Source organism: Halopiger djelfimassiliensis, from assembly GCF_000455365.1.
Taxonomy (GTDB): Archaea; Halobacteriota; Halobacteria; order Halobacteriales; family Natrialbaceae; genus Halopiger_B; species Halopiger_B djelfimassiliensis.
Map to the genome: position 1 here is coordinate 968877 of NZ_HG315685.1, position 22950 is coordinate 991826.

At 65.5% G+C, this 22950-nt stretch carries 29 protein-coding genes; 19 read left to right on the top strand and 10 right to left on the bottom strand.

Annotated elements, in window-relative coordinates; genetic code table 11:
- The first annotated feature begins 63 nt into the window (after positions 1 to 63).
- Together TX80_RS10560 and TX80_RS10565 are read left to right on the top strand one after the other, a co-directional pair.
- Complete coding sequence (locus TX80_RS10560) at positions 64 to 1968, top strand: 2-oxoacid:acceptor oxidoreductase subunit alpha (protein WP_049923057.1); 1905 nt, start codon at positions 64 to 66, stop codon at positions 1966 to 1968.
- Positions 1969 to 1971: 3 nt separating this feature from the next.
- Positions 1972 to 2907 carry a thiamine pyrophosphate-dependent enzyme gene (locus tag TX80_RS10565; protein WP_049923058.1) on the top strand — a complete coding sequence of 312 codons (936 nt, stop codon included), beginning with the start codon at positions 1972 to 1974 and terminating at the stop codon, positions 2905 to 2907.
- Positions 2908 to 2991: 84 nt separating this feature from the next.
- Here TX80_RS10565 and TX80_RS10570 read toward each other — a convergent pair whose 3' ends face one another.
- Together TX80_RS10570 and TX80_RS10575 are read right to left on the bottom strand one after the other, a co-directional pair.
- On the bottom strand, positions 2992 to 4263 hold the full coding sequence (locus tag TX80_RS10570) for a LolA family protein (RefSeq protein WP_049923059.1): 1272 nt from the start codon (positions 4261 to 4263) through the stop codon (positions 2992 to 2994).
- A gap of 96 nt (positions 4264 to 4359) precedes the next feature.
- Positions 4360 to 4680: a hypothetical protein gene (locus TX80_RS10575; protein ID WP_049923060.1), complete on the bottom strand. Its 321-nt coding sequence runs from the start codon at positions 4678 to 4680 to the stop codon at positions 4360 to 4362.
- Between the two features lie 154 nt (positions 4681 to 4834).
- Between TX80_RS10575 and lrpA1 the strand changes: the two genes are divergently transcribed.
- The 4 genes from lrpA1 to TX80_RS10595 all read left to right on the top strand — a co-directional run bounded on the left by lrpA1 (position 4835) and on the right by TX80_RS10595 (position 7717).
- Positions 4835 to 5263: an HTH-type transcriptional regulator LrpA1 gene (gene lrpA1, locus TX80_RS10580; protein ID WP_049923061.1), complete on the top strand. Its 429-nt coding sequence runs from the start codon at positions 4835 to 4837 to the stop codon at positions 5261 to 5263.
- Positions 5264 to 5447: 184 nt separating this feature from the next.
- The gene (locus tag TX80_RS10585; protein ID WP_049923062.1) at positions 5448 to 5972 is read left to right on the top strand and encodes an SRPBCC family protein; all 525 of its coding nucleotides are present in this window, start codon (positions 5448 to 5450) and stop codon (positions 5970 to 5972) included.
- A gap of 126 nt (positions 5973 to 6098) precedes the next feature.
- Positions 6099 to 6707: a nitrous oxide reductase accessory protein NosL gene (locus TX80_RS10590; protein ID WP_049923063.1), complete on the top strand. Its 609-nt coding sequence runs from the start codon at positions 6099 to 6101 to the stop codon at positions 6705 to 6707.
- Positions 6708 to 6805: 98 nt separating this feature from the next.
- A complete protein-coding gene (locus tag TX80_RS10595) occupies positions 6806 to 7717 on the top strand; it encodes a DMT family transporter (RefSeq protein WP_049923220.1) in 912 nt (303 codons plus the stop codon).
- Between the two features lie 14 nt (positions 7718 to 7731).
- Here TX80_RS10595 and TX80_RS10600 read toward each other — a convergent pair whose 3' ends face one another.
- A complete protein-coding gene (locus TX80_RS10600) occupies positions 7732 to 8082 on the bottom strand; it encodes a cupin domain-containing protein (RefSeq protein WP_049923064.1) in 351 nt (116 codons plus the stop codon).
- 128 nt (positions 8083 to 8210) lie between these two features.
- Here TX80_RS10600 and TX80_RS10605 point away from each other — a divergent pair, with 128 nt between their 5' ends.
- The 4 genes from TX80_RS10605 to TX80_RS10620 are packed head-to-tail and all read left to right on the top strand — an operon-like array spanning position 8211 to position 11505.
- On the top strand, positions 8211 to 9107 hold the full coding sequence (locus TX80_RS10605; protein WP_049923065.1) for an ABC transporter substrate-binding protein: 897 nt from the start codon (positions 8211 to 8213) through the stop codon (positions 9105 to 9107).
- 1 nt (position 9108) lies between these two features.
- Positions 9109 to 10104 (top strand): ABC transporter substrate-binding protein, encoded by a 996-nt coding sequence (locus TX80_RS10610; protein ID WP_049923066.1) that lies wholly within the window; start codon positions 9109 to 9111, stop codon positions 10102 to 10104.
- A complete protein-coding gene (locus tag TX80_RS10615) occupies positions 10101 to 11072 on the top strand; it encodes an ABC transporter substrate-binding protein (RefSeq protein WP_049923067.1) in 972 nt (323 codons plus the stop codon). The genes TX80_RS10610 and TX80_RS10615 overlap by 4 nt, the downstream gene beginning before the upstream one ends.
- Before the next feature lie 4 nt (positions 11073 to 11076).
- Positions 11077 to 11505, top strand: coding sequence for a VOC family protein (locus TX80_RS10620; protein WP_049923068.1), 429 nt, complete (start codon positions 11077 to 11079; stop codon positions 11503 to 11505).
- A 35-nt stretch (positions 11506 to 11540) separates the two neighbouring features.
- Here TX80_RS10620 and TX80_RS10625 read toward each other — a convergent pair whose 3' ends face one another.
- Positions 11541 to 11933, bottom strand: a complete 393-nt coding sequence (locus tag TX80_RS10625; RefSeq protein ID WP_049923069.1) for a hypothetical protein — start codon at positions 11931 to 11933, stop codon at positions 11541 to 11543.
- A 337-nt stretch (positions 11934 to 12270) separates the two neighbouring features.
- On the opposite strand from TX80_RS10625, the gene mobA reads away from it, so the two are divergent.
- On the top strand, positions 12271 to 12912 hold the full coding sequence (mobA, locus tag TX80_RS10630; RefSeq protein WP_049923221.1) for a molybdenum cofactor guanylyltransferase: 642 nt from the start codon (positions 12271 to 12273) through the stop codon (positions 12910 to 12912).
- A 54-nt stretch (positions 12913 to 12966) separates the two neighbouring features.
- Positions 12967 to 14196, top strand: a complete 1230-nt coding sequence (locus TX80_RS10635) for an iron-containing alcohol dehydrogenase family protein (RefSeq protein ID WP_049923070.1) — start codon at positions 12967 to 12969, stop codon at positions 14194 to 14196.
- Between the two features lie 25 nt (positions 14197 to 14221).
- Here the strand turns inward: TX80_RS10635 and queC are convergent, their stop codons facing one another.
- The 4 genes from queC to TX80_RS10655 form a co-directional block, all read right to left on the bottom strand.
- Positions 14222 to 14965 (bottom strand): 7-cyano-7-deazaguanine synthase QueC, encoded by a 744-nt coding sequence (gene queC / locus TX80_RS10640; protein ID WP_049923071.1) that lies wholly within the window; start codon positions 14963 to 14965, stop codon positions 14222 to 14224.
- A gap of 7 nt (positions 14966 to 14972) precedes the next feature.
- On the bottom strand, positions 14973 to 15749 hold the full coding sequence (locus tag TX80_RS10645; RefSeq protein ID WP_049923072.1) for a 7-carboxy-7-deazaguanine synthase QueE: 777 nt from the start codon (positions 15747 to 15749) through the stop codon (positions 14973 to 14975).
- A gap of 1 nt (position 15750) precedes the next feature.
- Positions 15751 to 16224 (bottom strand): 6-pyruvoyl trahydropterin synthase family protein, encoded by a 474-nt coding sequence (locus TX80_RS10650; RefSeq protein WP_049923073.1) that lies wholly within the window; start codon positions 16222 to 16224, stop codon positions 15751 to 15753.
- Positions 16225 to 16374: 150 nt separating this feature from the next.
- Positions 16375 to 16731 (bottom strand): winged helix-turn-helix domain-containing protein, encoded by a 357-nt coding sequence (locus tag TX80_RS10655; protein ID WP_049923074.1) that lies wholly within the window; start codon positions 16729 to 16731, stop codon positions 16375 to 16377.
- Positions 16732 to 16872: 141 nt separating this feature from the next.
- On the opposite strand from TX80_RS10655, the gene TX80_RS10660 reads away from it, so the two are divergent.
- Complete coding sequence (locus TX80_RS10660; RefSeq protein ID WP_049923075.1) at positions 16873 to 17556, top strand: competence/damage-inducible protein A; 684 nt, start codon at positions 16873 to 16875, stop codon at positions 17554 to 17556.
- Between the two features lie 4 nt (positions 17557 to 17560).
- On the opposite strand, the gene TX80_RS19970 is transcribed toward TX80_RS10660, so the two are convergent.
- Positions 17561 to 17686 carry a hypothetical protein gene (locus TX80_RS19970; RefSeq protein WP_268258138.1) on the bottom strand — a complete coding sequence of 42 codons (126 nt, stop codon included), beginning with the start codon at positions 17684 to 17686 and terminating at the stop codon, positions 17561 to 17563.
- A 114-nt stretch (positions 17687 to 17800) separates the two neighbouring features.
- On the opposite strand from TX80_RS19970, the gene TX80_RS10665 reads away from it, so the two are divergent.
- The 6 genes from TX80_RS10665 to TX80_RS10690 all read left to right on the top strand — a co-directional run bounded on the left by TX80_RS10665 (position 17801) and on the right by TX80_RS10690 (position 22161).
- Entirely contained in the window at positions 17801 to 18916 is a 1116-nt protein-coding gene (locus tag TX80_RS10665; RefSeq protein WP_049923076.1) for an ATP-NAD kinase family protein, read from the top strand.
- A 137-nt stretch (positions 18917 to 19053) separates the two neighbouring features.
- Positions 19054 to 20085, top strand: coding sequence for a phosphate signaling complex PhoU family protein (locus tag TX80_RS10670; protein ID WP_049923077.1), 1032 nt, complete (start codon positions 19054 to 19056; stop codon positions 20083 to 20085).
- Between the two features lie 108 nt (positions 20086 to 20193).
- Positions 20194 to 20382, top strand: coding sequence for a DUF7525 family protein (locus TX80_RS10675; protein ID WP_049923078.1), 189 nt, complete (start codon positions 20194 to 20196; stop codon positions 20380 to 20382).
- Between the two features lie 124 nt (positions 20383 to 20506).
- Positions 20507 to 20731, top strand: coding sequence for a DUF7123 family protein (locus TX80_RS10680; protein ID WP_049923079.1), 225 nt, complete (start codon positions 20507 to 20509; stop codon positions 20729 to 20731).
- 121 nt (positions 20732 to 20852) lie between these two features.
- Positions 20853 to 21287: an SRPBCC family protein gene (locus TX80_RS10685; protein WP_049923080.1), complete on the top strand. Its 435-nt coding sequence runs from the start codon at positions 20853 to 20855 to the stop codon at positions 21285 to 21287.
- A gap of 16 nt (positions 21288 to 21303) precedes the next feature.
- Complete coding sequence (locus TX80_RS10690; RefSeq protein WP_049923081.1) at positions 21304 to 22161, top strand: carbon-nitrogen family hydrolase; 858 nt, start codon at positions 21304 to 21306, stop codon at positions 22159 to 22161.
- 285 nt (positions 22162 to 22446) lie between these two features.
- Here TX80_RS10690 and TX80_RS10695 read toward each other — a convergent pair whose 3' ends face one another.
- Complete coding sequence (locus TX80_RS10695) at positions 22447 to 22740, bottom strand: DUF7576 family protein (RefSeq protein WP_230198710.1); 294 nt, start codon at positions 22738 to 22740, stop codon at positions 22447 to 22449.
- Positions 22741 to 22950: the final 210 nt, after the last annotated feature.

Below are 22950 nucleotides of genomic sequence, written 5' to 3' on the forward strand. Positions count from 1 at the left end.
AAGGCTTTAGGTTCAGTGGAGCAAAATTCCGCCACGGTTGGCCTACCGGCCACTGATTTACAGATGAGCGACGATGAACTCATCTGGCGAATCGCAGGGGGTTCCGGCGACGGAATCGACTCGACGAGCCAGAACTTCGCGAAAGCGCTGATGCGTTCGGGGCTCGACGTCTTCACACACCGCCACTATCCGTCTCGAATCCGTGGCGGCCACACCTACGTCGAGATCCGGGCCGCAGACTACGAGGTACAGTCACGTGGGGACGGCTACAACTTCCTGCTGGCGCTGGGTGACTCCTTCGCCCGCAACCCGCAGGAAGAGGCCTTCTACGGCAACGAGGAGATCAAACCCCTCTCGGAGAATCTGGACGAACTCCGGGAAGGCGGCATCATCGTCTACGACGAGGGCCTCATCAGCGAGGAAGACGTCGAGGCGCTCGATCTCGAGGCGCGGGCCGAGGAGAACGATTGGCACGTCTTCCCGATCGACCTGCGGGGACTCGCCAAGGAACACGGCCGGGAAGTCATGCGAAACACCGCCGGTGTCGGCGTCACTGCCGCGCTGTTGGACATGGAACTCGAGCACATCGAGGACCTGATGGAAGACGCCATGAGCGGTGACGTGCTCGAGTCGAACCTCGAGATCCTCCACGAAGCCTACGAAATGACCCGCGAGGAGTACGACTTCGAGCACGACCTCCGTGCACCCGAAGGCGACCACGAGACCGAGCAGGCGCTGCTGTCGGGGTCGAACGCGATCGCCTACGGTGCGATCGACGCCGGCTGTCGGTTCATCGCCGGCTACCCGATGACGCCGTGGACGGACGTGTTCACCATCCTCAGTCAGAACTTCCCCGAGATGGGCGGCGTCTCCGAACAGGTCGAGGACGAGATCGCCGCCGCGGCGCTGGCCGTCGGGGCCAGCCACGCCGGCGTCAAGGCGATGTCCGGCTCCTCCGGTGGCGGGTTCGCGCTTATGAGCGAACCGCTAGGCCTCGCGGAGATGACCGAGACGCCGCTGGTCCTCATCGAGGCGATGCGTGCCGGCCCGTCGACGGGGATGCCGACCAAGCCGGAACAGGGCGACCTGGAGCACGTTCTCTATACGAGTCAGGGCGACTCCCAGCGCGTCGTCTTCGCGCCGGGGACCATCGAAGAGGCCTACGAGCAGACCCGCCTGGCCTTCGACATCGCCTGGGACTACCAGATCCCGACGATCATCATCTACGACCAGAAGCTCTCCGGCGAGAACACCAACGTCGACGTCGAGTTCTTCGACCGCGAACCCTCGCCGGATCTGGGGTCGACGCTGACCGAGGAGGAACTCCGGGAGGCCGCCCACGACAACTCCGGGAAGTTCAAACGCTTCGACTACGAGAACGCCGAAAACGGCGTTGCACCGCGCTCGCTGCCCGGTCAGAAGGGCGGTCGCTACCTCGCGACCGGGAACGAGCACTCGCCGGTCGGACACATCAGCGAGGACCCCGACAACCGCGTCTTCCAGATGGAACGCCGCCTCGAGAAACTCGAGTCCATCCGGACGGAACTCGACGAGGAACGCGAGTCCAACCAGACCTACTTCGGCGACGAAGACGCCGACTACGGTATCATCACGTGGGGCTCCTCGCAGGGTGCCGTCGAGGAGGCCGTCGCCCGCCTGAACGAGCAAGGCTACTCCGTAAAGGGAATCGGCGTCTCCGATATGATGCCGTTCCCCGAGCGGGAACTGACGGAGTTCCTCGAGAGCGTCGACGAGGCGATGGTCGTCGAGATGAACGCCACCGCCCAGTTCCGCGGACTCGTCCAGAAGGAGCTGGGCCGGTTCGGCGACAAGATGACCAGCCTGCTGAAGTTCAACGGCAACCCCTTCGAGCCCGCCGAGATCGTCGAGGGCTACGAGGTCAACGTCGCCGAGGAGGACCGCGAACCGACCGCACAGGTACGTATCGAACCTGCTGCAGGTGATTAACCCATGAGTGCATTCAACGCAATCGGAGAGGAACGGGAGATCGACCGGGACGAGTTTACACCCGGCGTCGAACCGCAGCCGACCTGGTGTCCGGGCTGTGGCGACTTCGGCGTCCTGAAGGCGCTGAAACAGGCCCTTCCCGAAGTCGGCAAGACCCCGGAAGAAGTGCTGACGGTCACCGGGATCGGCTGTTCGGGCAAGCTGAACAGCTATCTGGACACGTACGGCTTCCATACGATCCACGGCCGTGCGCTTCCGGTCGCCCGCGCCGCAAAGCTCGCCAACACCGACCTCGAGGTCATCGCGGCCGGCGGTGACGGCGACGGCTACGGGATCGGCGGTAACCACTGGATCCACTCGGCCCGGGAGAACCACGACATCACGTACATCGTCTTCAACAACGAGATTTTCGGCCTGACGAAGGGCCAGACGTCGCCGACCAGCCCGAAGGGACACAAGTCCAAGACCCAGCCTTCGGGCAGCGCGAAGACGCCGCTGCGGCCGCTGTCGATGTCGCTCAACGCCGGCTCGAGCTACGTGGCACGTACCGCCGCGGTCAACCCGAACCAGGCCAAGGAGATCATCAAGGAGGCCATCGAACACGACGGCTTCGCCCACGTGGACTTCCTGACCCAGTGTCCGACCTGGAACAAGGACGCCCGCCAGTACGTCCCCTACGTCGACGTACAGGAGTCCGACGACTACGACTTCGACGTCACCGACCGGCAGGAAGCCGTCGAGATGATGCACGAGACCGAGAACGCGCTCTACGAAGGAACGGTCCTGACGGGCCGGTACTACGTCGACGAGGACCGGCCGTCCTATCAGGAAGAGAAGGAGGCGGTCGGCGAGATGCCCGAAGAGCCACTCGCCGAACGGTACTTCGACGACGACGTCGAGTGGGAGCGCAGCTACGACCTCCTCGACCGACACACGTAGCGTCACTACACCGACGCGAATCCGCGTTTGTGACTCGAGGCCGGCGGGACGTGGCCTCGAGCCCGGACGACGAAGATCGACCCCTTACTTGCCACCGGATGCGATCGAGTTGGCGATCGCGACGGCGGCGCTTCGTTCGAACGAGTCCGCGACGAACACCGAGTAGTACCGACCGTCGACCGACCACTGGAGTTCGGTTCCCTCGTCGGTTCGTGCGATCGTTCCGGACGTGTCCCCAATGTCGATTTCGACGCCGTCGGTCGCGAACTTGCGTGGCCCGTCGCTGGTCGTGACCGAAACCGTCCCGTCGTCGCTGCGGTAGAACAGCGACACCTGCCGCCGATCCTCGTCGGGGAACTCGTAGCTGCTGATCCCGTCGAGGGTGACACCGTCGGGAAGCGATTCGGTGTTCGGGACGGCGACCGGGAACGGAACGGCCGCGTTGGCCGCTTCGATCGACTCGTGGCGGTCGATCGAAGGGAGCGCGAGTTGCTGGACGTCGCCGGTCTCGCGGTCGGACCCGGCGTCGCGGGTCCCACCGGCGGATTGCTGCTTGCGGTCATCGCCGTCGTTCGGGTCGGGTTCGTCCCGCAGATCGGATTCGGTCGCCGGGTCCGGGAGTTCGAACTCGAACCGGTCGTCCGCAAGCCCCGGATCGATCGAGAGGTTTCGATAGGTCGTCTCCAGCGCGAGACCGTCCCCCTCGACGAGGTGTTTGACCGGGAACAGCGACTGCTGGTCGAGCCAGACCTCGACGTGGTCGGCGCTGCGCTCGGTGTCGACGTCGCTCGTCTCGAGGGGGACCACGTACTCGGTGCCACCGACCAGCACGCTGATCGAGCGGTCAATCGTCTCGTTTGCCGGCGGCTCGAACGCGACGCGGTAGACCGCTCTTCCGTCGAGCGTCGTTTCCTCGATTTCACGCACCTCGTACGTCTCGAAGTAGCGTTTCTGTTGGGCGTAGTGGCGCTCGATCGAGGACATCGCGTCGGGATCGACGTCGATGACGGTCACCGAACCGTCCCCGACGTCGTGTTGGTACCGACGCTCGCCGTCGGTGACGACGACGAACTCGCCGTCGGATGTGGTCGTCTCGATTCGACTGGCTCCGTCGGCACGCAGCCAGACGGATTCGGTATACCGGCGTTCGTCGCCGTCGACGACCTCGCGGACGGCGACGGTCGCCGCGATTTCGCTGGGGGGCTCCTCGGTAGCGAGCCGCTCCTCGAGATCGGAGACGGGATCGTCGGCGGTGGGAACTGCGACACAGCCGGTCGTGACCACGACGAGCGCGAGCACGAGCCCTACGCGGGCAACGAGGGAACGAGGGTATCGATCGACGTCGCACAGCCACATGTATACTGTGTAATAATTCGGGTGCTATTATCCCATCGGAGACGGGACGCGACGGCCGTAGGGTTCGAAACGGACCGGAAGCGAGCAGTCCGAGGATTAGTCACGATACCCGAACCCGCGGGCGAACAGTTTCGACAGGTAGCGTAGGCCGAGCAGGGCGGCGATCAACCCCGCAAGCGCGTACGGGTGAAAGCCGTAGCGGATCTCTCGGATCCCGTAGGCGATCACGAGCACCCCCATCAGGAGGGCGGTCCCGCCGGCCCACCGCGAGACGTAAGCCGGATCAACCCCGGAGGTGTCGTCGTAGTTCGCGTGCAGGTCGGCACGGCCACGGACCGCGATCAGATAGCCGAGGGCGAGGATTGCGAGGCCACAGCCCAGCCACACGGTCCCGCTGACGAGATTGGGATCGACCATTCCTTCCGCGAAACTGCGTCGAGCGCTCGAATAAGTTCGCCGATCGTGGAACCACACACGTACCCTCGACCGGCACGCAGCGGCCGCTTCCGTCAGGAGATCCGACGTTTTCGTATACAAAAGATATTTTTCCGCCGGAGCAAAAGAGACTACCATGAGTACACAGGCGACGGAAGATCGCATCCTCGAGGTTCTCGAGGAGGACGCACAGGCGTCCTACGCCGAGATCGCCGAGCGGGCGGACGTCTCGAAGCCGACGGTCAGAAAGTACATCAAGCAACTCGAGGAAGAGGGCGTCATCGTCGGCTATTCGGCCGACGTCGACCCCAAGAAGCTCTCGAGCCAGACGATCGCGATGGTCGGCATCGACGTCGCGAGCGAACGCTACGTCGAGGCGACGAAGGCGCTCAAGGAGCTTCCGGAGGTCGAAGCGCTGTACAGTTCCAGCGGGGATCACATGCTGATGGCGGAGGTCCGGGCCGAAGACGGCGACGCGCTGGGCGAGATCATCTCCGACGAACTGCTCGAGATCGACGGTGTCACCGCAGCACATCCATCCTTCCTGCAGGAGCGGCTGAAGTAACGGTTCGGGGCTGTCCTCCGTCGCCACTTATCGGCTCGCCGGTCGATGCAGCCAAGCGCCGGCAGCGTCCCGGAACGATCCGATGGCCGCGTTCGACGGCAGCGACGCGAAGCGCACGCGGTCGGAGTCCTCAGCGACGTGGTGAGGGTCGGTCTTTTCCCGTCGGGGTGCCGTACGCTCGACTATGCCCTCGTACGAACGGCAGACGAGCGTTCACGCACCGCTCGAGGCGGTCTGGGCGTTCCACTCCCGGGTCTCGGGGCTCGAGGCGGTGACCCCCGACTGGATGGGGTTGTGCGTCGAGTCGGCCATCGGTCCCGACGGCGATCCCGGCCCGGACGTGCTCGAGGCCGGGTCGGAAGTTACCCTGTCGGTCCGTCCGTTCGGCGTTGGCCCGCGCCAGTACTGGACGTCGCTGATTACCGACCGCGATCGCAGGGACGGCACGGCGTACTTTCGGGACGAAATGGTTCGCGGCCCGTTCGACCGATGGGTGCACACGCACGCGTTCTACGCCGACGGGGATCGGACGATCGTCCGGGACCACGTGGAGTACGATCTCTCGATCGAGGCGATCGATCGCGCCGTCGCCCCGCTCACGACCGTCGGCTTCGACGCCATGTTCCGCTACCGCCATCGAGCCACGAAAGCCCGCCTCGAGTCGGGTCCGGCCCGACACCGGACGCTCGAAGACCCATCGCTCGAATGAGATGGCGAGTACGACGGCCGCGGAGCGACGGCATCCGCGTTCGCCGGTTTCGATGGGGCGTTCCTGCGGAGCCGTTCGACGAGTGAACCAGTCCCGTTTTGGGGAATCGGTTACCTACGGAGACGTATGGCAGACAGGGACGGGGCCGTTATGCGGCGGCGACTGCTGGCGTCGATCGCCGCGGGTACGGGAGTCGGGATCGCGGGCTGTCTGAACGGGGACGAACCCGGTGACGAGTCCGACGAGGACGACGAACACCGGTATGCGACGACGCTCCGGCATCCGGGCGACGAACCGATCGAGTTCACAGACGACCAGAACTGCCCGGTCTGTGCCATGACGCCAAGGGATTACCCCCACTGGCGGAGCCAACTCGCCCACGAAAACGGGGCCGGTGCGGCGTTCGACACGCCGGGCTGTCTGTTCGCCTACTACGCCGCACCGCCGACGGACTCGCCGGTCGTCGGCGCGTGGGTAAGCGAGTTCGGGCGGAACGCGCTCATCGATGCCACCGAGGCACACTACGTTCTCGTTACAGACGACAACGCGGTCTACGGCGAGACCATGGGACTCAACCCGCGGCCGTTCGCCGACCGCGAGGACGCGGTCGCGTACCTCGACGAGTGGGATGCGGAGGACCTCACCGAAAACGACATCATCGAACTGGTCGACGTCGACCGTGACGTTGCCGCGATCTATCGCAGCGGCCGACTCCCGGACGAGCCGGATCACTGACTCGACAGGCGGTTTGTCGCCGCTCGGGACTCGAGCCGAAGGGGTCCCGTTTCGGAACGCGTTTGCGTATCGAGGCGAGTGCACAACACGACGCGACCATGTCCGATCTCGAGACGACGCCGTACGTCGCGCTCGCGTTTGCCATCTTCGCCGCAAGCACCAGCGCAGTTTTGGTCCGCTGGAGTCACGCGCCGAGTTCGGTCGCGGCGTTCTACCGGGTGCTTTTCACGACGGCGATGGTCGCACCCGTCGCCGTAGTCCGGTATCGCGACGAGTTCGCGCGTCTCTCGCGGCGCGACCTCGGGTTCGCGGTCGTCGCCGGCGTGGCACTCGCCGTCCACTTCGCGGCCTGGTTCGAGAGCCTCAATCACACGAGCGTCGCCGCGAGCGTCACCCTCGTCCAGACCCAGCCGCTTTTCGTCGCCCTCGGGGCGGGACTCGTCCTTGGTGAGCGCATCACGCGGGAGACGGCCCTCGGGATCGGCGTCGCGGTCGTGGGTGCCGCCGCCATGTCGTTCGGGGACGCCGGTCGGGCCCCCATCTCGGACGCGACGATGTACGGCAACGCGCTCGCGTTGCTCGGTGCGGTCACCGTCGCCGGCTACGTCCTCGCCGGCCGATCGATCCGCCAGCGCGTCTCGCTGTTTCCCTACGTGACGGTCGTCTACACCGCTTGCGTGCTGGTGTTGTTCGCGTTCGTCGGGCTGCAGGGCCACGAGTACGTGGCCTATCCCGCCCGCGAGTGGCTGCTCTTTCTCGGGATGGCCGTCGGACCCGGCGTCTTCGGTCACACCGTCGTCAACTGGGTGCTGAAACACCTCGAGTCGGTCGTGGTGAGCGTCTCCTGGCTCGGCGAACCCGTCGGCGCAACGATACTCGCGCTGGTGTTTCTGGCGGAGATCCCCGACGGGGTCACGGCGGTCGGCGGGCTCGTCGTACTCGCGGGCATCTACGTGACGACGATCGAACGGGAGCGCCGCCACGACTCGAAAGCAAGTGCGGGAGACTGACGGCACGGCTCGAGTCACCGCGGCTCCCGCCAGTCGGGGTCGGTCCGTGGCGGGGCGAGAACGCCGAGTCCGACCGCGGGTTCGTCGCTTCGGTTTTCCGCGCCGTGTCGAACGCCGCTCGGAAACCGGTAGGCGTCGCCTTCTTCGAGGACGATTTCGGTCGTTTCCGCCCCCACGATCGCCGTCAGCGTCCCGCGAAGGACGTAGCCGATCTGCTCGTTGTCGTGTTCGTGGACCGGGAGCGTCGCCCCGGGATCGACGCGCCAGTATTTCATGCTCGCCCGATCCCCCGTCGAAACGTCGCCGAGATAGACCCCGTCCGCGACCTCCGCGAGGGAGACGTCGTCCGTCGCGATATGGTCCATGGTATCGATGGCCACATTTCGTCCATACGGGGATCCCTTACGTGAATCTTCTTCCGCCCACCGGAGACAGTACGTATAAATGATTCCTAGAAACGTTTTATGCCGGTGGTTATCGTCGTCCCATTTGTATGGCAAACGGTAACACACTTCGTGTGTTCCACCTTCCGTTTTCGTTCATGTTGCCACAGCGAGTCGCGTTCGAACGTGGCTATTTCGAGGCGGAGGGGCTCGAGGTCGACTTGCTCGAGCGCGATCGCCGGTGTGTCGACCGGAAGTACGTCCCCGGTGACGGAACCCTGACCGGTGACGAGAACGTCGATCTGTACCCGGTCTGCAAGTGGGAAAGCCTCCGGCGGACGTGGTCGCTCGAGGACGGCCGAATCGTCGCTCACGGTGCGTTCGCCGACCTCCCCTACACGCTTTACACTCGGCCGGCGGCGGCTATCGGGGAGCCGACCGAGTTGGCGAACACGCCCGTCGCGGTCAACCGACGGACCGGACAGGAGTATACGGCCCGTCGGGCGCTCGAGGAGCACCTCGATCCGGACGCGATCGACCTCGCCCACTACGGGATGCCGACCGACCGACTGCGTGCACTCCGGGACGGCGAGGTCGACGCCGCAACGTTGCTCGATCCACACAGTACGCTCGCCGACCACCTCGGCTTCGAGCGCGTCCTCTCGTTCGAGAATCACGTCGGTATCGTCGGCGGGGGCGACCTCGACAGGGGGACGCTCGAGGCGTTCATGCGAGCGTACGAACGTGCCGTCGAGGCGATCAACGACGATCCCGCGGCGTTCCGGTCCGAGTACCTCGCGATGCTCGAGCAAGACGCCGACGTCGCGCCCGACCTCTTCGACGGCGTCGATCTCGAGGCGCTCCGGAAATCGGTAACCGTCCCGCAGTACGAGGTTCCCGAACTCGCGGCCCCCGACGACCTCGCCGGCCACCTCGACTGGATGAAAGACCGCGACCTGATCGACCGGAAGGCGGACATCGAAGCCATCGTCGCCCCCCTTCGCTAACATGGACATCGACACCAAACAGGCGGTACTGGACGAGTTGCACGACGAGCCCGGCGACCTGCCGGAGATGCGCGCCCGGTTCGAGCACAACGGCAGCCCACGGTATCTCCTCTATACGATCAAGCGATTCGACCTCGACCGGGACCACGGGTTTCACCTCGACGTCCGACTCGTCTCGGACGAACTCGAGGGCGGTCGCGAGACCGTCGAGGCGAAGCTCCACGGCGGGGACGCGGACCTCATCGACATCGATTACATCTCGACGGCGCGCGAACGGGCCGACGGCGCGCCGATCGTCGCGTTCCACCCGTACGGCCGGACGGTCGGCGGGCTCGTCGTCCCCGAAGAGTCGTCGATCGAGGGGCTCGCCGACCTTCGAGACCGCCGGATCGGCGTCGTCCGACGGCTGGACAAAAACTGGATCCTCACGCGGGCCGCATGTCGCGAGTATCACGGCTTCGATCCCGACGCCGACGCCACGCCGGTCGAGGCTGGATCGAAGGTCGAACTGACCCGGCTGCTCCGGGACGGCGAGGTCGACGCCGCGCTCCAGTTCTGGCAACTCGTTCCGGAGATTGTCGAGACGGGACCGTACCGCGAGGCCCTGCCGATGGCGACCCTCGTCCAGCGTCTCTCCGGGACGGATCGGACGCTGCCGATTTCGACGTTTCTCACGAGCGAATCGTCCCTCGCCGAAACGCCCGCGGCCGTCGCCGGCTTCAAGCGGGCGTGTTCCGACGCCGTCGAACGGTTGCGCACCGACGATGCGCTCTGGGAGACACTCGGCGAGCGACTGATGGACACGGACGATCCCGCCGTCGTCGTCGGGGTTCGCGACGGCTGGCGGGAGATGGTCGTCACCGAGTGGGACGACGAGACCGTGGCGGCGATGATACAGCTCTTCGAACGCCTCCGCGAGGTCGCCGGTCCGGAGGCGCTCGGCGTCGATCGCGTTCCCGAAGAGACGTTCCGACTGGAGGTGACGCCGTCCCGATGACGCCGACCGAAACGACCGTCGATTTCCAGCTCAACTGGGAGCCAAACGGGTTCCAGGCCCCGTACTTCCTCGCCCGCGAGCGCGGTTTCTACGAGGCGGAGGGACTCGAGGTACGGTTCGTCGAGGGCCACGGCTCGCCGTTCGCCGCAGAGCAGGCCGCGAGGGGCCGCGCCGACTTCGCGCTCGCGGGCGCAAGCGCCGTGCTCTCGGTGCGAAGCCGGGGACTCGAGCCGCTCGCCGTCGCCGCCGTCACCGGAAAGACGCCGGCCGCGATCTACACGCTGCGGGACGTCTTCGGCGAACCGCTCGTTGATCCCGCGCAACTCGCCGGCCGCACCGTCGCCCCGTCGGCGACCAAAACGCGCATCCTGACGGCGCAACTGCTCGAGAACGTCGGCATCCGGAACGAGGTGGACCTGCTCGAGGTCGACGATCACACCCACCACCGCGTCCAGCACAAGCTGCTCGAGGGCGCGGTCGACGCCGCCGTCGGCGTCGTCACGAACGGCTACGAACTCGAACGCGAGCACGACCGGCCGGCCGACGAACTCCGGATCGGGGACGTTCTCGAGATCTACGGCATGACGATCGTGACCGATCCCGCGTTCGCCGCCGAGCGACCCGAGACGGTCCGGTCGTTCCTCGCGGCGACGGCCCGCGGTTGGGCGGCCGCGACGAACGATCCCGCCGACGCCGTCGACGTCCTCGTCGAGCGCAACGCCACGCTCGAGCGCACCCGGGCCGTCGAACGACGGAAGTTCGAGACCGCTGCACGGGACCTCCAGTACACCGACCGTGGTCGCAGGACGGACTGGGGCATCCACGACGGCGACCGGTGGCGGACTCTCGGGGAGACGCTCTCCGAGACGGACTTACTCGAGGGGGAGATCGAACCCGACGCCGCGTGGACCAACGAGTTTCTCGACGCGGACGTCGTTCGGAACTACGCGGACCGGGTGTCGGGGTGAGACGATGGACGCCGTCGATCACATCAACGTCGACGTCGACGATCTCGAGGCCTGTTACGCGTTCTACCGGGACGTTCTCGGACTCGAGGTGCGGCGGGAGCCGTCGGCGTTTCAGGGCGACCACGCGATGTTTCAGGTCGGCGAAACGGTGGTCACGCTGGTCGAAACCGGTCGCGCCGACGGCTGGGACGAGCGCGGACTCGATCACCCGCTCGACAAGGCACACGTCGCCTTCGAGACGGGTCGCAGCGACTACGAGCGGGTAATGGCCGCCCTCGACGACCAGTTCCCGAATCAGGGGCCGTACGACTGGGGCGAGTTCGAGGGCTTTTATTTCCTCGATCCGAGCGGCAACCTGCTCGAGGTGATCACTTCCGAGTCGCCGGCCGGCGAGCGGGATCGGCCGCTGCTTACGCACGCCGACGTCGAGTAAAATCCGGCCGGGTGCCGGGGACGCTCCATCGAAGCTTACAGTTCCTCGATGACCGCGACGTTCCCGCTTTCGGAGACCGCAACCACGGTGGTCGCCTCACACGCTTCGATCATCTCCCCGGCGGAATCGGCGGCCTTCTCGTGGGTTTCGATCTCCTCGAGCGGGTCGTCGCCCTCGATCGGGCCGCATTTCACGCCGGCCGTGTTCGTCCCCAGCGACATCACGGTGATCGTCCCGTCGGGGTCGATTCGCAGGTCGGCGGTCGGCGGTCGCTCCAGCCCGTCGACCACGTTGTCGACCTCGTCTTCGGCTTTTTCCTCCAGTTGGTCGCCGGTCTGCTCGACGACCTCGGAGGCCTCGAGACACCCGGCGAGCGGAGCGACGCCGGCCAGTGCACCTATCCGTCGAAGGACGTTGCGTCGGTTCATTTTCTAATAGTTGCTGACTTCCGGTCTCGCCGAGACGGCCGCTCCCCGGCAGTTCGCGGATGGAACGGCATTCGATGCGTCTATTGATCAAACTTATGGCAACTGTATTTCTGAAGTCGAATATTCCCGACGATTAAACGCTGATAGAGCAATAGTTGATATAGCAAATGTAGTATATTTATCCGGGTTGGCCGGATCCCGACCCGTCGGTGCGAACGGGAACCGGATCGAGCACCCGTCGCACTGGGGACGCGACGACGACGGAACGCGAGCATCGAGACTCCACGAGGCGGGAATTCGCCCGTCGCTTTTACGCACGCTCGACGAACGTCCGTCTATGGCCCTCGAGACCGGACGGGACGAGCGGACGGGGCTCGTTCTCGCGGGCGGCTACTCAACCCGCTTCGGGGAGCGAGACAAAGGCCTCGCCGACCTCGCCGGCACGCCGATGATCCGCCGGGTCGTCGATCGGATCGATCCCGTCGTCGGGACGGTCGTCGTCAACTGCCGCGAGGAACAGGTCTCGCCGATCCGGACGACGCTTGCGGGCGGCCCGAACGTCTCGTTCGCGGTCGATCCGGTGCCCGATCGCGGACCGATGGCCGGCATCCTGACCGGGCTTTGCGCGGCCGCAACCGAGTACACGTTCGTCGTCGCGTGTGATATGCCGTTCGTCGATCCCGACCTCGTGGCCTTCCTCTTCGATCGGGCGGCCGGCCACGACGCCGCGGTTCCGCGGGTTGACGATGGGTGGCTGCAGACGACTCAGGCAGTCTATCGGACCGCCCCGATGGCGAGGGCCTGTGAGCGCGCCATCGAACGCGGCAACCGGCGGATCGACGATCCGCTCTGTGACCTCGATTACGTCGTCGTCGGGGAGTCGGCGATACGCGAACACGCGGCCCTCGAAACGTTCGAGAACGTCAACACTCCCGAGGAGTTCGAGCGAGCAGCCGACCGACTCGAGCGGGAGGGCTGACGCCGCTTGCCTCCTCGCCACATTTTAACAACTGTCTCTACCGTGTGTAGTCTCATGACACCACCCTCCTCGAACGGTCGCGGGTCCGCGTTCCGGTTCGAGTACGAACCGCCGACGATCAGGGTCGGCGTCGGTTGCGTCGCGGCTCTCGGGGCCGAACTCGAGCGACGGGGACTCGAGCGTGCGCTCGTCGTCTGTGGCTCGACTGTCGGGGACACGCCCGCCGTGATCGATCCGGTCACGGTCGGCCTCGGCGATCGGCTGGCCGGCGTCTTCGACGAGACGACGCCGGCGAAACGGCTCGCGACGGCGTTCGACGGGCTCGAGCGACTCCGCGCGGAGAACGCGGACGTGCTCGTGAGCCTGGGTGGCGGCAGCAGTTTGGACGTCGCGAAGGTGATCAGTGCCCTCTCGGCGAGCGATCGGTCGCCCGCCGGGATCGCTTCGGCGTTCGCCGAAACGGGGACGATCACCGTCCCCGACGAGGGGCTGGTTCCGATCGTCGCGATTCCGACGACGCTTGCCGGGGCCGACCTCTCGCAGGTGGCCGGCGTCACCGTCGCGCCGGAGTCGGGACTCGTCGAGGAAGCGCACAACGGCGGCGTCGCCGATCCCCGGCTGATGCCCGCGGCCGCGTGTTACGACCCGGAACTGGTCGCGACCACGCCCGAATCAGTGCTGGCCGGCTCCGCGATGAACGGGTTCGACAAGGGCCTCGAGACGATCTACGCCAGCAACGCGACTCCGATCACCGATGCGACGGCGACGCGGGGTCTCCGGACCCTCGTCGACGGGCTTGCCGCGTTCGGCGACGGAAAGCGAGATACCGGAACCTTCGAGACGCTGCTCGAGGGGATCGTCCTCGTTCAGTACGGCATCTCGCGGCCCGGAGAAACGACCCTGTCGATCATCCACGCGTTCGGTCACGGTCTCACACGGGGGTACGATCTCCAGCAGGGCACCGCTCACGCGGTCGTCGCCCCGCACGTCCTCGAGTACCTCTTCGAGCGGGAAGGCGTGGACGCACGCCCTGCCGTCCTCGCCGCGGCGCTCGGCGTCGCCGAAACCCCCGGCGATCCCGCCGATCCGGTCGTCGACGCCGTCCGCGAGGTTCGGGACACACTCGGACTCCCCGCCCGCCTCCGCGACGTTTCCGGCCCCGATCCGGAAGCGTTCGACGCGGTTGCGAACGCGATCCTCGAAGACCGGTTCATGGCGAACGCGCCGCCGGGACTGGCTCCGTCCGCGACGGAAATCGAGGACGTTCTCGAGCGAGCGTGGTAGTCCGAAGGCGGCCGCCGACGGGCCGTCACCGCTCCGAACCGTCGACGTACGACGGTCGTTCGGCGTAGGCGATCGGGTCGCGGACGCCGATCCGCTGGAACGCCTGCAGACGGAAGGCACACGCGTCGCAGGTCCCGCAGGCGGGTTCGTTCTCGCGGTAGCAACTCCAGGTGTGTTCGTAGGGGACCTCGAGTCCGACGCCGTGGTCGGCGATCTCGGTCTTGGACCAGTCGACGAACGGCGCTTCGATCGTGATGTCCGTCTCGGGTTTCGTGCCGACGTCGACGACCCGCTCGAAGGCCTCGAAGAACTCGGGTCGACAGTCGGGATACCCCGAGAAATCCTCGCTGTGGGCCCCGATGAACACCGCGTCACAGTCGTTGGCCTCGGCGTAGGAGACGGCCATCGCGAGCAGGTTCGCGTTCCGGAACGGAACGTACGAGGTCGGCACGTCGTCGCTCTCCATGTCCGCGTCCGCGACGGCCAACTCCTCGTCGGTGAGGCTCGAGGCCCCGATCGCCGAGAGATGTCCCGTCTCGATCCGCAGGAAGTCGGCGACGTCGAGTTCGTCGGCGAGTCGGCGGGCACACTCGAGTTCGCGGGATTCGGTCCGCTGGCCGTAGGAGGTGTGCAGGGCATAGAGGTCGTAGCCCCGGTCGCGGGCCTCGTAGGCGGCGGTGGCGCTGTCCATGCCGCCCGAGAGGAGGACGACGGCGCGGTCGTCGGTCGATTCGTCGGTCGTGGCGTCGGAAGGGGTTGTGTCACTCATCGTCGGATCACGTCTCCGGTGCGTCGTTCCAGAGATCGACGTGGAGTCGCGGCGTGTAGCGGTAGCCGTACTCCATCGCGAGGTCGGCGACCCGGGAGCGGGTCTCCGCGAGTCGGTTACGGGTCGCCCCTTCGGGCATCAGGAGGACGTCCTCGTCGCGGATCGGAACGGTGGCCTCGTCCCGAAGGGTCCCGAGTAACGCCTCGAGTTCCGGCATATCGTCCGCGTCGGTGACGACGAACTTGAGCTGGAACTCGTACGTTTCGACCAGCCGAGCGAGCGAATCGATGTCGATGCGGTCGCTCTCGTGGCGGTCCTCCAACCGGCTCGCGTCGGCGTCGTCCGGCGCGCGCTCCGGCGTCGGCGTGCTACTTTCCAGTTTCGGGCTCACCGATGCGAGATCGATCGGCGCGTCGCGGTAGATCGTGCCGTTGGTCTCGACGGTGGTGTGGTAGCCGCGATCGTCGAGCGCCTCGAGCAACGCGACGCTTTCCTCGTGGAGCAGCGGTTCGCCGCCGGTGAGGACGACGTGATCGGCACCGTGGGACTCGACTTCGCTGAGGATCTCGTCGAGGTCCATCCAGGCGTGAGTCGGTTCCCAGGACGTGTGATAGGAGTCACAGAACCAACACCGGAGGTTACAGCCGCTGGTACGGACGAACACCGACGGGACGCCGGCGAGCGTTCCCTCCCCCTGCAGGGAGTAAAACAGTTCGTTGATCGGGAGTCCGGTCGCTTCGCGGTCGGCGACAGCCTCCCGATCGACGGAGTCGGAAACCGGCATCTCAGGGTCGATAGCCTCCACAGAGTTCGCTCGTTTCGTTGATCTGTACTCCGATATCGGTGACGGTGTCGGGAAGTGCGTCCGCGAGTTTCGATTCGAGGACGACGCTCATCACTTCAGCCGTCGGCGGGTGGTCGAGGACGACGACGGCGTCGGCGTCGCCGGCCGCCTCGAACGCCTCGATCAGGGGATCGCCCCGCTCGAGCAGGAACATGTGATCCCACTCGGAGATTACGTCGGTAATATCTCCCTTGTCGGCGATCCATCCGTCCGCGGTCAGTGTTCCCTCGACCGTGACGGCGACCTCGTAGTTGTGGCCGTGTGGCCGCGAGCACTTGCCGTCGTGGTGTCGAATGCGGTGCCCTGCGCTGATCCTGATCGGCCGGTCGTGACCGATCCGAAGGACGCGTCGCGTCCCGACGACCGACTCGTCGGCCGCGCTCTGATGATCCGGATACGTACCGTGGTCAGTCATACTCGAGTATTCTCTTGAGATTACTTAAGAATGACCGAACGGCCCCGTTCCTCCCGACGGGTGTGGCTGTGACCGCTTGCTCGTCATGGACCGGCGACTGTTCGGAACCTGTAGGGTTACGACCGCCGAAAAACGCCGCTACTCGGCCGATTACTCCTCGAGTTGATCCTGCAGCCTGTTTTTGGCCTCAGTACGGCGCTTTTGTGAGAAGGTCGGCTCGTCGTCGGAGAAGTCGACCTCGATTTCGTCGAGCGTTCGCCGATAGATGTTCGTCCGTCGACCCTCTTCGGAGAGCTGTCGGCCTTCACAGGTCAGGAGACCGGCGTCGACGAGTTCTTCGATCCGTCGATAACAGGTCGCGATCGGGATTTCGATGTCTTCGCTCAACGCCTGTGCCGATTTCGGCGTCCCTGCAGCACAGAGGATCTCGGCGCTGTACTTGCTGCCGAGCGCAGAGAGGACCGCAGTCGAATCCGATTCGTTCGATTCCGTCCGAGGACGAGACATTACCGAACCGTTTCAAATTATCAGAATTGAATCTTGTGGTTATCGTGAGTGCCATTTTATACGACCTATTGGGAATTTGAGTGGTATGGCGGGCTCGACCGGGACGAGACGCATTTGTGGTCCCGCCCCGAACGGTGCCGTATGAACGTCGCGGTCGTAACGGTCGGAGACGAACTGCTTGCCGGACGGACGACGAACACGAACGCCACGTGGCTCTGTGAACGGTTGGCCGAACGCGGCGTCGCCGTCGAACGCGTCACCACGGTTCCGGACCGCGTCGCCGACATCGCACGCGTCGTCAACGAGTATCGCGCCGCGTACGACGCCGTCATCGTTACGGGTGGACTCGGCCCCACCCACGACGACGTGACGATGGACGGCGTCGCCGCCGCGCTCGGGCGCGACCTCGAGGAACACGAGGCCGCCCTCGCCTGGCTCGCGGAGGATGGATACACGCGGGCCGATCTGACGGAGGGAACGACGGAACTGCCAGCCGGGTCGCGAGCACTGCACAACGAGGAGGGTGTCGCCCCCGGGGCGGCGCTCGAAGGCGTCTACGTCCTTCCGGGCGTCCCCGCGGAAATGAAAGCGATGTTCGAGACGATCGCTCCGGAGTTTTCGGGGACGCGGACCTATCGGGACGTCGTCGTCGCCGACGAACCGGAGAGTGCGCTGCTCGATCGCATCGAACGGCTCCGGACGGAGTTCGACGTGTCCGTCGGCAGCTATCCCGGCGACGGCGTCCGGATCGAGATCGAGAGCACGGACGAGACGACCGTGGCGGAGGCCGCCGCGTGGCTTCGCGAGCGCGTCGAAACCGCCTAACCGGCTATCGGTAGAGGTAGGCCAACCAGGCGACCGTAACGAGCAGGCTCAGGCCCAGCACACCCCAGCCGACCACGTCCATCGGTAGCTCCGACCCCGTCTCGAGAATTCCGTGTGTGACTGCGTTCATAGTCGGCGATCCGTCCCCATCCCTCTTAGTTTTTCAGAAACCGGGCGACGTGTCGGCGGCCGACGACGCCGAAACACCACACGGCTTTTGGCTCGACCCGGCTTACTGCGGGTCATGGAGTCTCTCGGCGTCGTCGTCAACCCCATCGCGGGGATGGGTGGCCGGGTCGGACTGAAGGGGACCGACGGGAAACTCGAGGAAGCGCGTCGACGCGGTGCAAAACCGCGGGCCCCCGAACGAGCACGCGAGGCGATGCAGTCGCTCCATCGCCGGAACCCGGACGTAACCGTCTATACGGCGGCAGGCGTCATGGGTGCCTCCGCGGTCCGTGACGCCGGATACGAGCCAGTAGTCGTCTCCGATCCGGCCGACCGTTCGGACGAAGCAGCATCGAACTCCCGGGTCGATCCCGGAGACGCCGGCACGACCGCCGCCGACACGCGAGCGGCCGTGCGCTCGTTTCTCGAACGCGGGGTCGATCTCGTCTGTTTCGTCGGCGGCGACGGGACGGCCGTCGACGTCGCGACGGTACTCGAGGACGCCGACGACGGGACGCCGATGCTGGGCGTTCCGGCCGGCGTCAAGATCTACTCGTCGGTGTTCGCCGTCACGCCGGCTGATGCCGGCCGAATCGCCGCCGAATTCGACCGCGTCGAATCCCGCGAAGTAAACGACATCGACGAGGACGCCTACCGCGAAGGGGAGGTTCGGACGAGACTCGAGGCCGTCGTCCCGGTGCCGGTCGCGCCGAACGTCCAGTCGAGCAAGCAGGTTTCGAACGGGAACGTCGACTCGCTGGCGTCGGGGTACGCCCGCGAAGTCGAACCCGATCGAACGTACGTCTTCGGTCCCGGCAGCACCGTCGGCGCGATCGAGGCCGAACTGGGAATCGACCCCTCGCCGCTCGGCGTCGACGTCTGGCGGGATGGCGATGTACTCGCCCGGGACGCGGCGGAGGCGGACATCCTCGCGGCCCTCGTGGATCCGGTTACGATCGTCGTCTCGCCGATCGGCGGACAGGGATTTATTTTCGGACGGGGAAATCACCAGATCTCCCCGCCGGTCATCGAACGCGCCGACGAGATCGACGTCGTGGCATCCGGGGCGAAACTCGACGATATCGATGCGTTACGGGTCGACACCGACGACGAGACGATCGACGAGCGACTCCGGGGCTGGCAACAGGTCCGGACCGGCCGGTTTACCACGCAACTCGTGAAAGTCGTCTGAACTTCGGTGATCGGTTACTCCGCCAGTACCTGTGAGTATACTTCCATATTTGGCCGTCTCCTGATCATATAATCTCATGGGAGGAACATAATGACCGTATAGTCAATATTAAGGCTGTCTCCCGCATACGGACCGGCATGGAAACACGGAAAGTGCAACGACTCGGCCCGTCTACGCTCGCGATGACCCTCCCCGCCGAGTGGGCGTCCGAGCACGCCGTCGAGAAAGGTGACGAGGTGTCACTGCGGACCAGCGGCAAGGGAACGCTGACGGTGATGCCCGAGTCGGCGAGTTCCGAAGAGACGGAGGCGATCATCCACGCCGACGATCTCGACGCCGATGCCGTCGAGCGTGCGATCGTCGCCCAGTACGTTCTCGGCCGGCGCGTCATCCGCATCGACACCGAAGACGGCGCGCTCGAATCCGAACACATCAACGCGGTCTACCAGGCCGAAACCCAGCTCATGGGCCTGGGCGTCATCGAAGAAACCCCCGAGAGCATTTCGATCCGGTGTTCGGTCGATCCCGAGGATTTCACCCTCGATAACCTGCTCGAGCGACTCGAGCGAACCGGCCAGACGATGCGTGGCGAAGGCATCAAAGCGCTCGCTCACGGCAACCCTGATCTTGCCCAGCGGGCGCTGAACCGGGAACGGCAGGCCAACAAGATCTTCGTGCTCTTGCTTCGACTGATCTTTACGGCCTACCAGAACCCGAACCTCGCCCGGGCGGTCGGACTCAACAGCGGCTTCCCGCTTATCGGGTATCGATCGATCGCGAAGAACCTGGAACTGACGGCCGACAACGGCGAGGATATCGCCGAGATCGTCATCGAGACCGAAGGCCACACCCTCGAGGTCGACAGTTCGGTGATGCGGGATATCCGGGAGTTGAACGAACTGGTCGACGAGATCACCTCGCGTGCGGTCGAGGCGGCCGTCGAACGCGATTACGACAAGTCGAACGAGGTTCGAGCGCTGTTTCACGACATCGCCGACCGCGAATCGGAGATCCTCGCGGAACTGCCGGAGATGTCGAACGAGGAGCTACTCCGTGTGCGGGAAGTCCTCGTCAGTCTCCAGCAAACCGCCCAGTACGCCATGCGAAACGCGGAGATCGCCGCCAACCTCGCGCTGAACGAGGAGTCCGAGCACACCACGATCAACTGACGGCCGACGGTGACGACGGTCGTCGGAGACTGCAGCGAGTCGCCAGCGGGTCGGACTCCCCGCCGAAATCACGTGCAATTAAGAGACCCCGACGACAAACCCTCGAGCATGGCTACGCAATCGGAGTCGACGACGGACAAGGGTGTGGGACTGGCGCTCGCACTCGGCGCGCTCGCGACGATCGGCGCGCTGTTGATGTTCGCGGGCGCACCGGATATCACGGCAGCCTTCGGGTTCGCCGCCGCCGTCCTCTTCAGTTCGCTTGCGGTCGTCGCGATTCACCTCTACTGGGACTGATCGGACCGGTCGAACGACGGTCACCGAACGGCGGCTCCCCGCTCACGAACCCGTTCGGGTTCCGGACGGCCGACTCGGCCGTTAAAAGTTAAGAGCGATCGGCTTCTATATCCCCGTACGGACGATGACCGACTACTCCGACGAAGAACAGCGAATTCTCTCGCACCTCCGCGAGAGTGCCGCCCGAGGCGAACGGTACTTCCGGGCGAAAAACATCGCGGACGCGATCGGACTTTCGGCAAAGCAGGTCGGCGCACGGTTGCCCCATCTCGCGGAGAAATCCGACGAGGTCGACATCGAGAAGTGGGGCCGTGCCCGCTCGACGACGTGGAAAGTCACCGTTAGCTGAGCGCGTTCGGTTCTCGTCCTCAGAAACTCGGGTTCCATTCGTCACCCAGACGCCCGTCCGGGGTCGCAGTTCTCGCACTCGGTCCACGGGCTTTTTACCCGAGAACCCCCCAGTTAGGCCCATGACTGTACGGGTCGACCGTTCGTTCGAGTTGTCGGCGTCGCCCGAGCGCGTCTGGGAGTTCATCGCCGATCCCGAGAACCGCGCCCGGTCGATCAGCGTCGTCGACGAGTACACCGCCACCGACCCCGACGGTCGACGGGTCACCTGGCACGTCGAGTTACCCATCCCGCTCGTCCGACGAACGGTCAAAGTCGACACGGAGGACGTTACCCGCACACCCCCAAAATACGTCAAGTTCGTCGGGTCCTCGAAAGTGATGCAGGTCACCGGCGAACACGAAATCGTCGACACCGACGACGGCGTTCGCCTCGAGAACCACTTCGTCGTCGACGGGAAACTGCCCGGCGTCGAGAAGTTCTTCAAACGCAACCTCGACGACGAACTCGAGAACCTGCGTCGGGCGCTCGAGCACGACCTTCGAACCAGACAGTAGTCCGCGTTACCCCACGATGACACGCAAAGAACCCGATCCCACGGCAGGAGGGAACGCCGCCACAGAGCCGTTGTCGGTCGCGCTCGCACAGCTTCACGTCGAAGCCAGCGCAGTCGATCGAAACGTCGACCGCGCCCTCGCGGCGATCGAACGAGCCGCCACACGGGGCGCGGCCCTCGTCGCGTTGCCGGAACTGTTCAACGTCGGCTACTTCGCGTTCGACAGTTACGAGCGGAACGCGGAGCCGTTGACCGGCGAGACGCTGACCCGGATCCGTGAGGCGGCAACCGAACACGACGTCGCCGTTCTCGCGGGGAGTATCGTCGAAGACCTCGCGGCGACGGAGTCCGTCGCGACGCCCGCAGACGAGGGGTTGGCCAACACCGCCGTCCTGTTCGATTCCGACGGCGAACGACGGCTCGTCTACCGCAAACACCACCTGTTCGGCTACGACTCCGCGGAGTCGGATCTGCTCGTTCCCGGCGATCGACTCGAGACCGCGACGATCGGCGGCGTGACCGTCGGCGTGACGACCTGTTACGACCTCCGGTTTCCGAAGCTCTATCGCCGACTGGTCGACGCCGGGGCCGAACTCGTCCTCGTCCCGAGCGCGTGGCCGTACCCCCGCCTGGAACACTGGAAGACGCTATCGCGGGCGCGAGCGATCGAAAACCAGTGCTACGTCGCGACGATCAACGGCTCGGGCCGGTTCGACGACGCGACCCTGCTCGGGCGCTCGACCGTCTCCGACCCGTGGGGCGTGACCGTCGCCTCGAGCGGCGACGATCCAACACTGGTGACGGCCGAGATCGATCCCGAGACAGTCGCGACCGTTCGAGCGGAGTTTCCGGCGCTTCGGGACAGACGCCTGTAAGGGGCTCCGTTCTCCGCGGTCCGATCTCAGCCGACCGCTGACTTTTTGGTCCGCAAACCCGTTATTGGAACTGCCGGTACCGACGCTTTTCACGTCGTCGCCGGCATCCACAGCGCGCGTCGTCCGGCCCACCGACGCTCGTTCCCGGGAAACGAGCGCTCCACTCCCGTCTCCTCGCCTCACGCCTCGTCCGCACCTTTTCGATCTGCTCTACGTCACGACCGCTCGGCAGTACGCCGTGCTGTGAGTACGGGTGTGACTCGGGGTTCGAGCCGAGAATCGGGCTTACCGACAGTACGACCAGTCCCGGGGTCCGTCCGCCGACCGGTCGCTTGCCGCATCGGGGAGACAGGAATCGCTACAATAGTGTTCCTCGAGCGTCGTTTCGCGGTCTTCGATGATCCAGCTGAGCCGGAACTCCCGCGGCCCGATAGTCGTCCCGCAGGTTTCACATCGCTTCCCGTCACGGACGCGCTCGCGTTGCAGTTCCTCGATACCGCTTTCGTCGGCCGCTCGGTCGGCATCGCCGTCGTCAGCGACGTGCGGGTCCGGGTTCGACGCAGTCGAATCCGTGTCCATACCGTTCCCTCGACGGACCGACACTAATACTCTCGTGTGACTTTCAGTCCGTGATGAGTGTCTCCGGACGGCATACGTTCGGGCCTCCGAAGACGAGGACGACCTCCGCTCGAGTCGGCACGCCGGGTCGGATACGTCGGCGTTACCGATCGCGGTCGACGGTTTCGCCGGGGCGGGTGGTGGCACCGGTCGAGAGGGTGACGCCGGGAG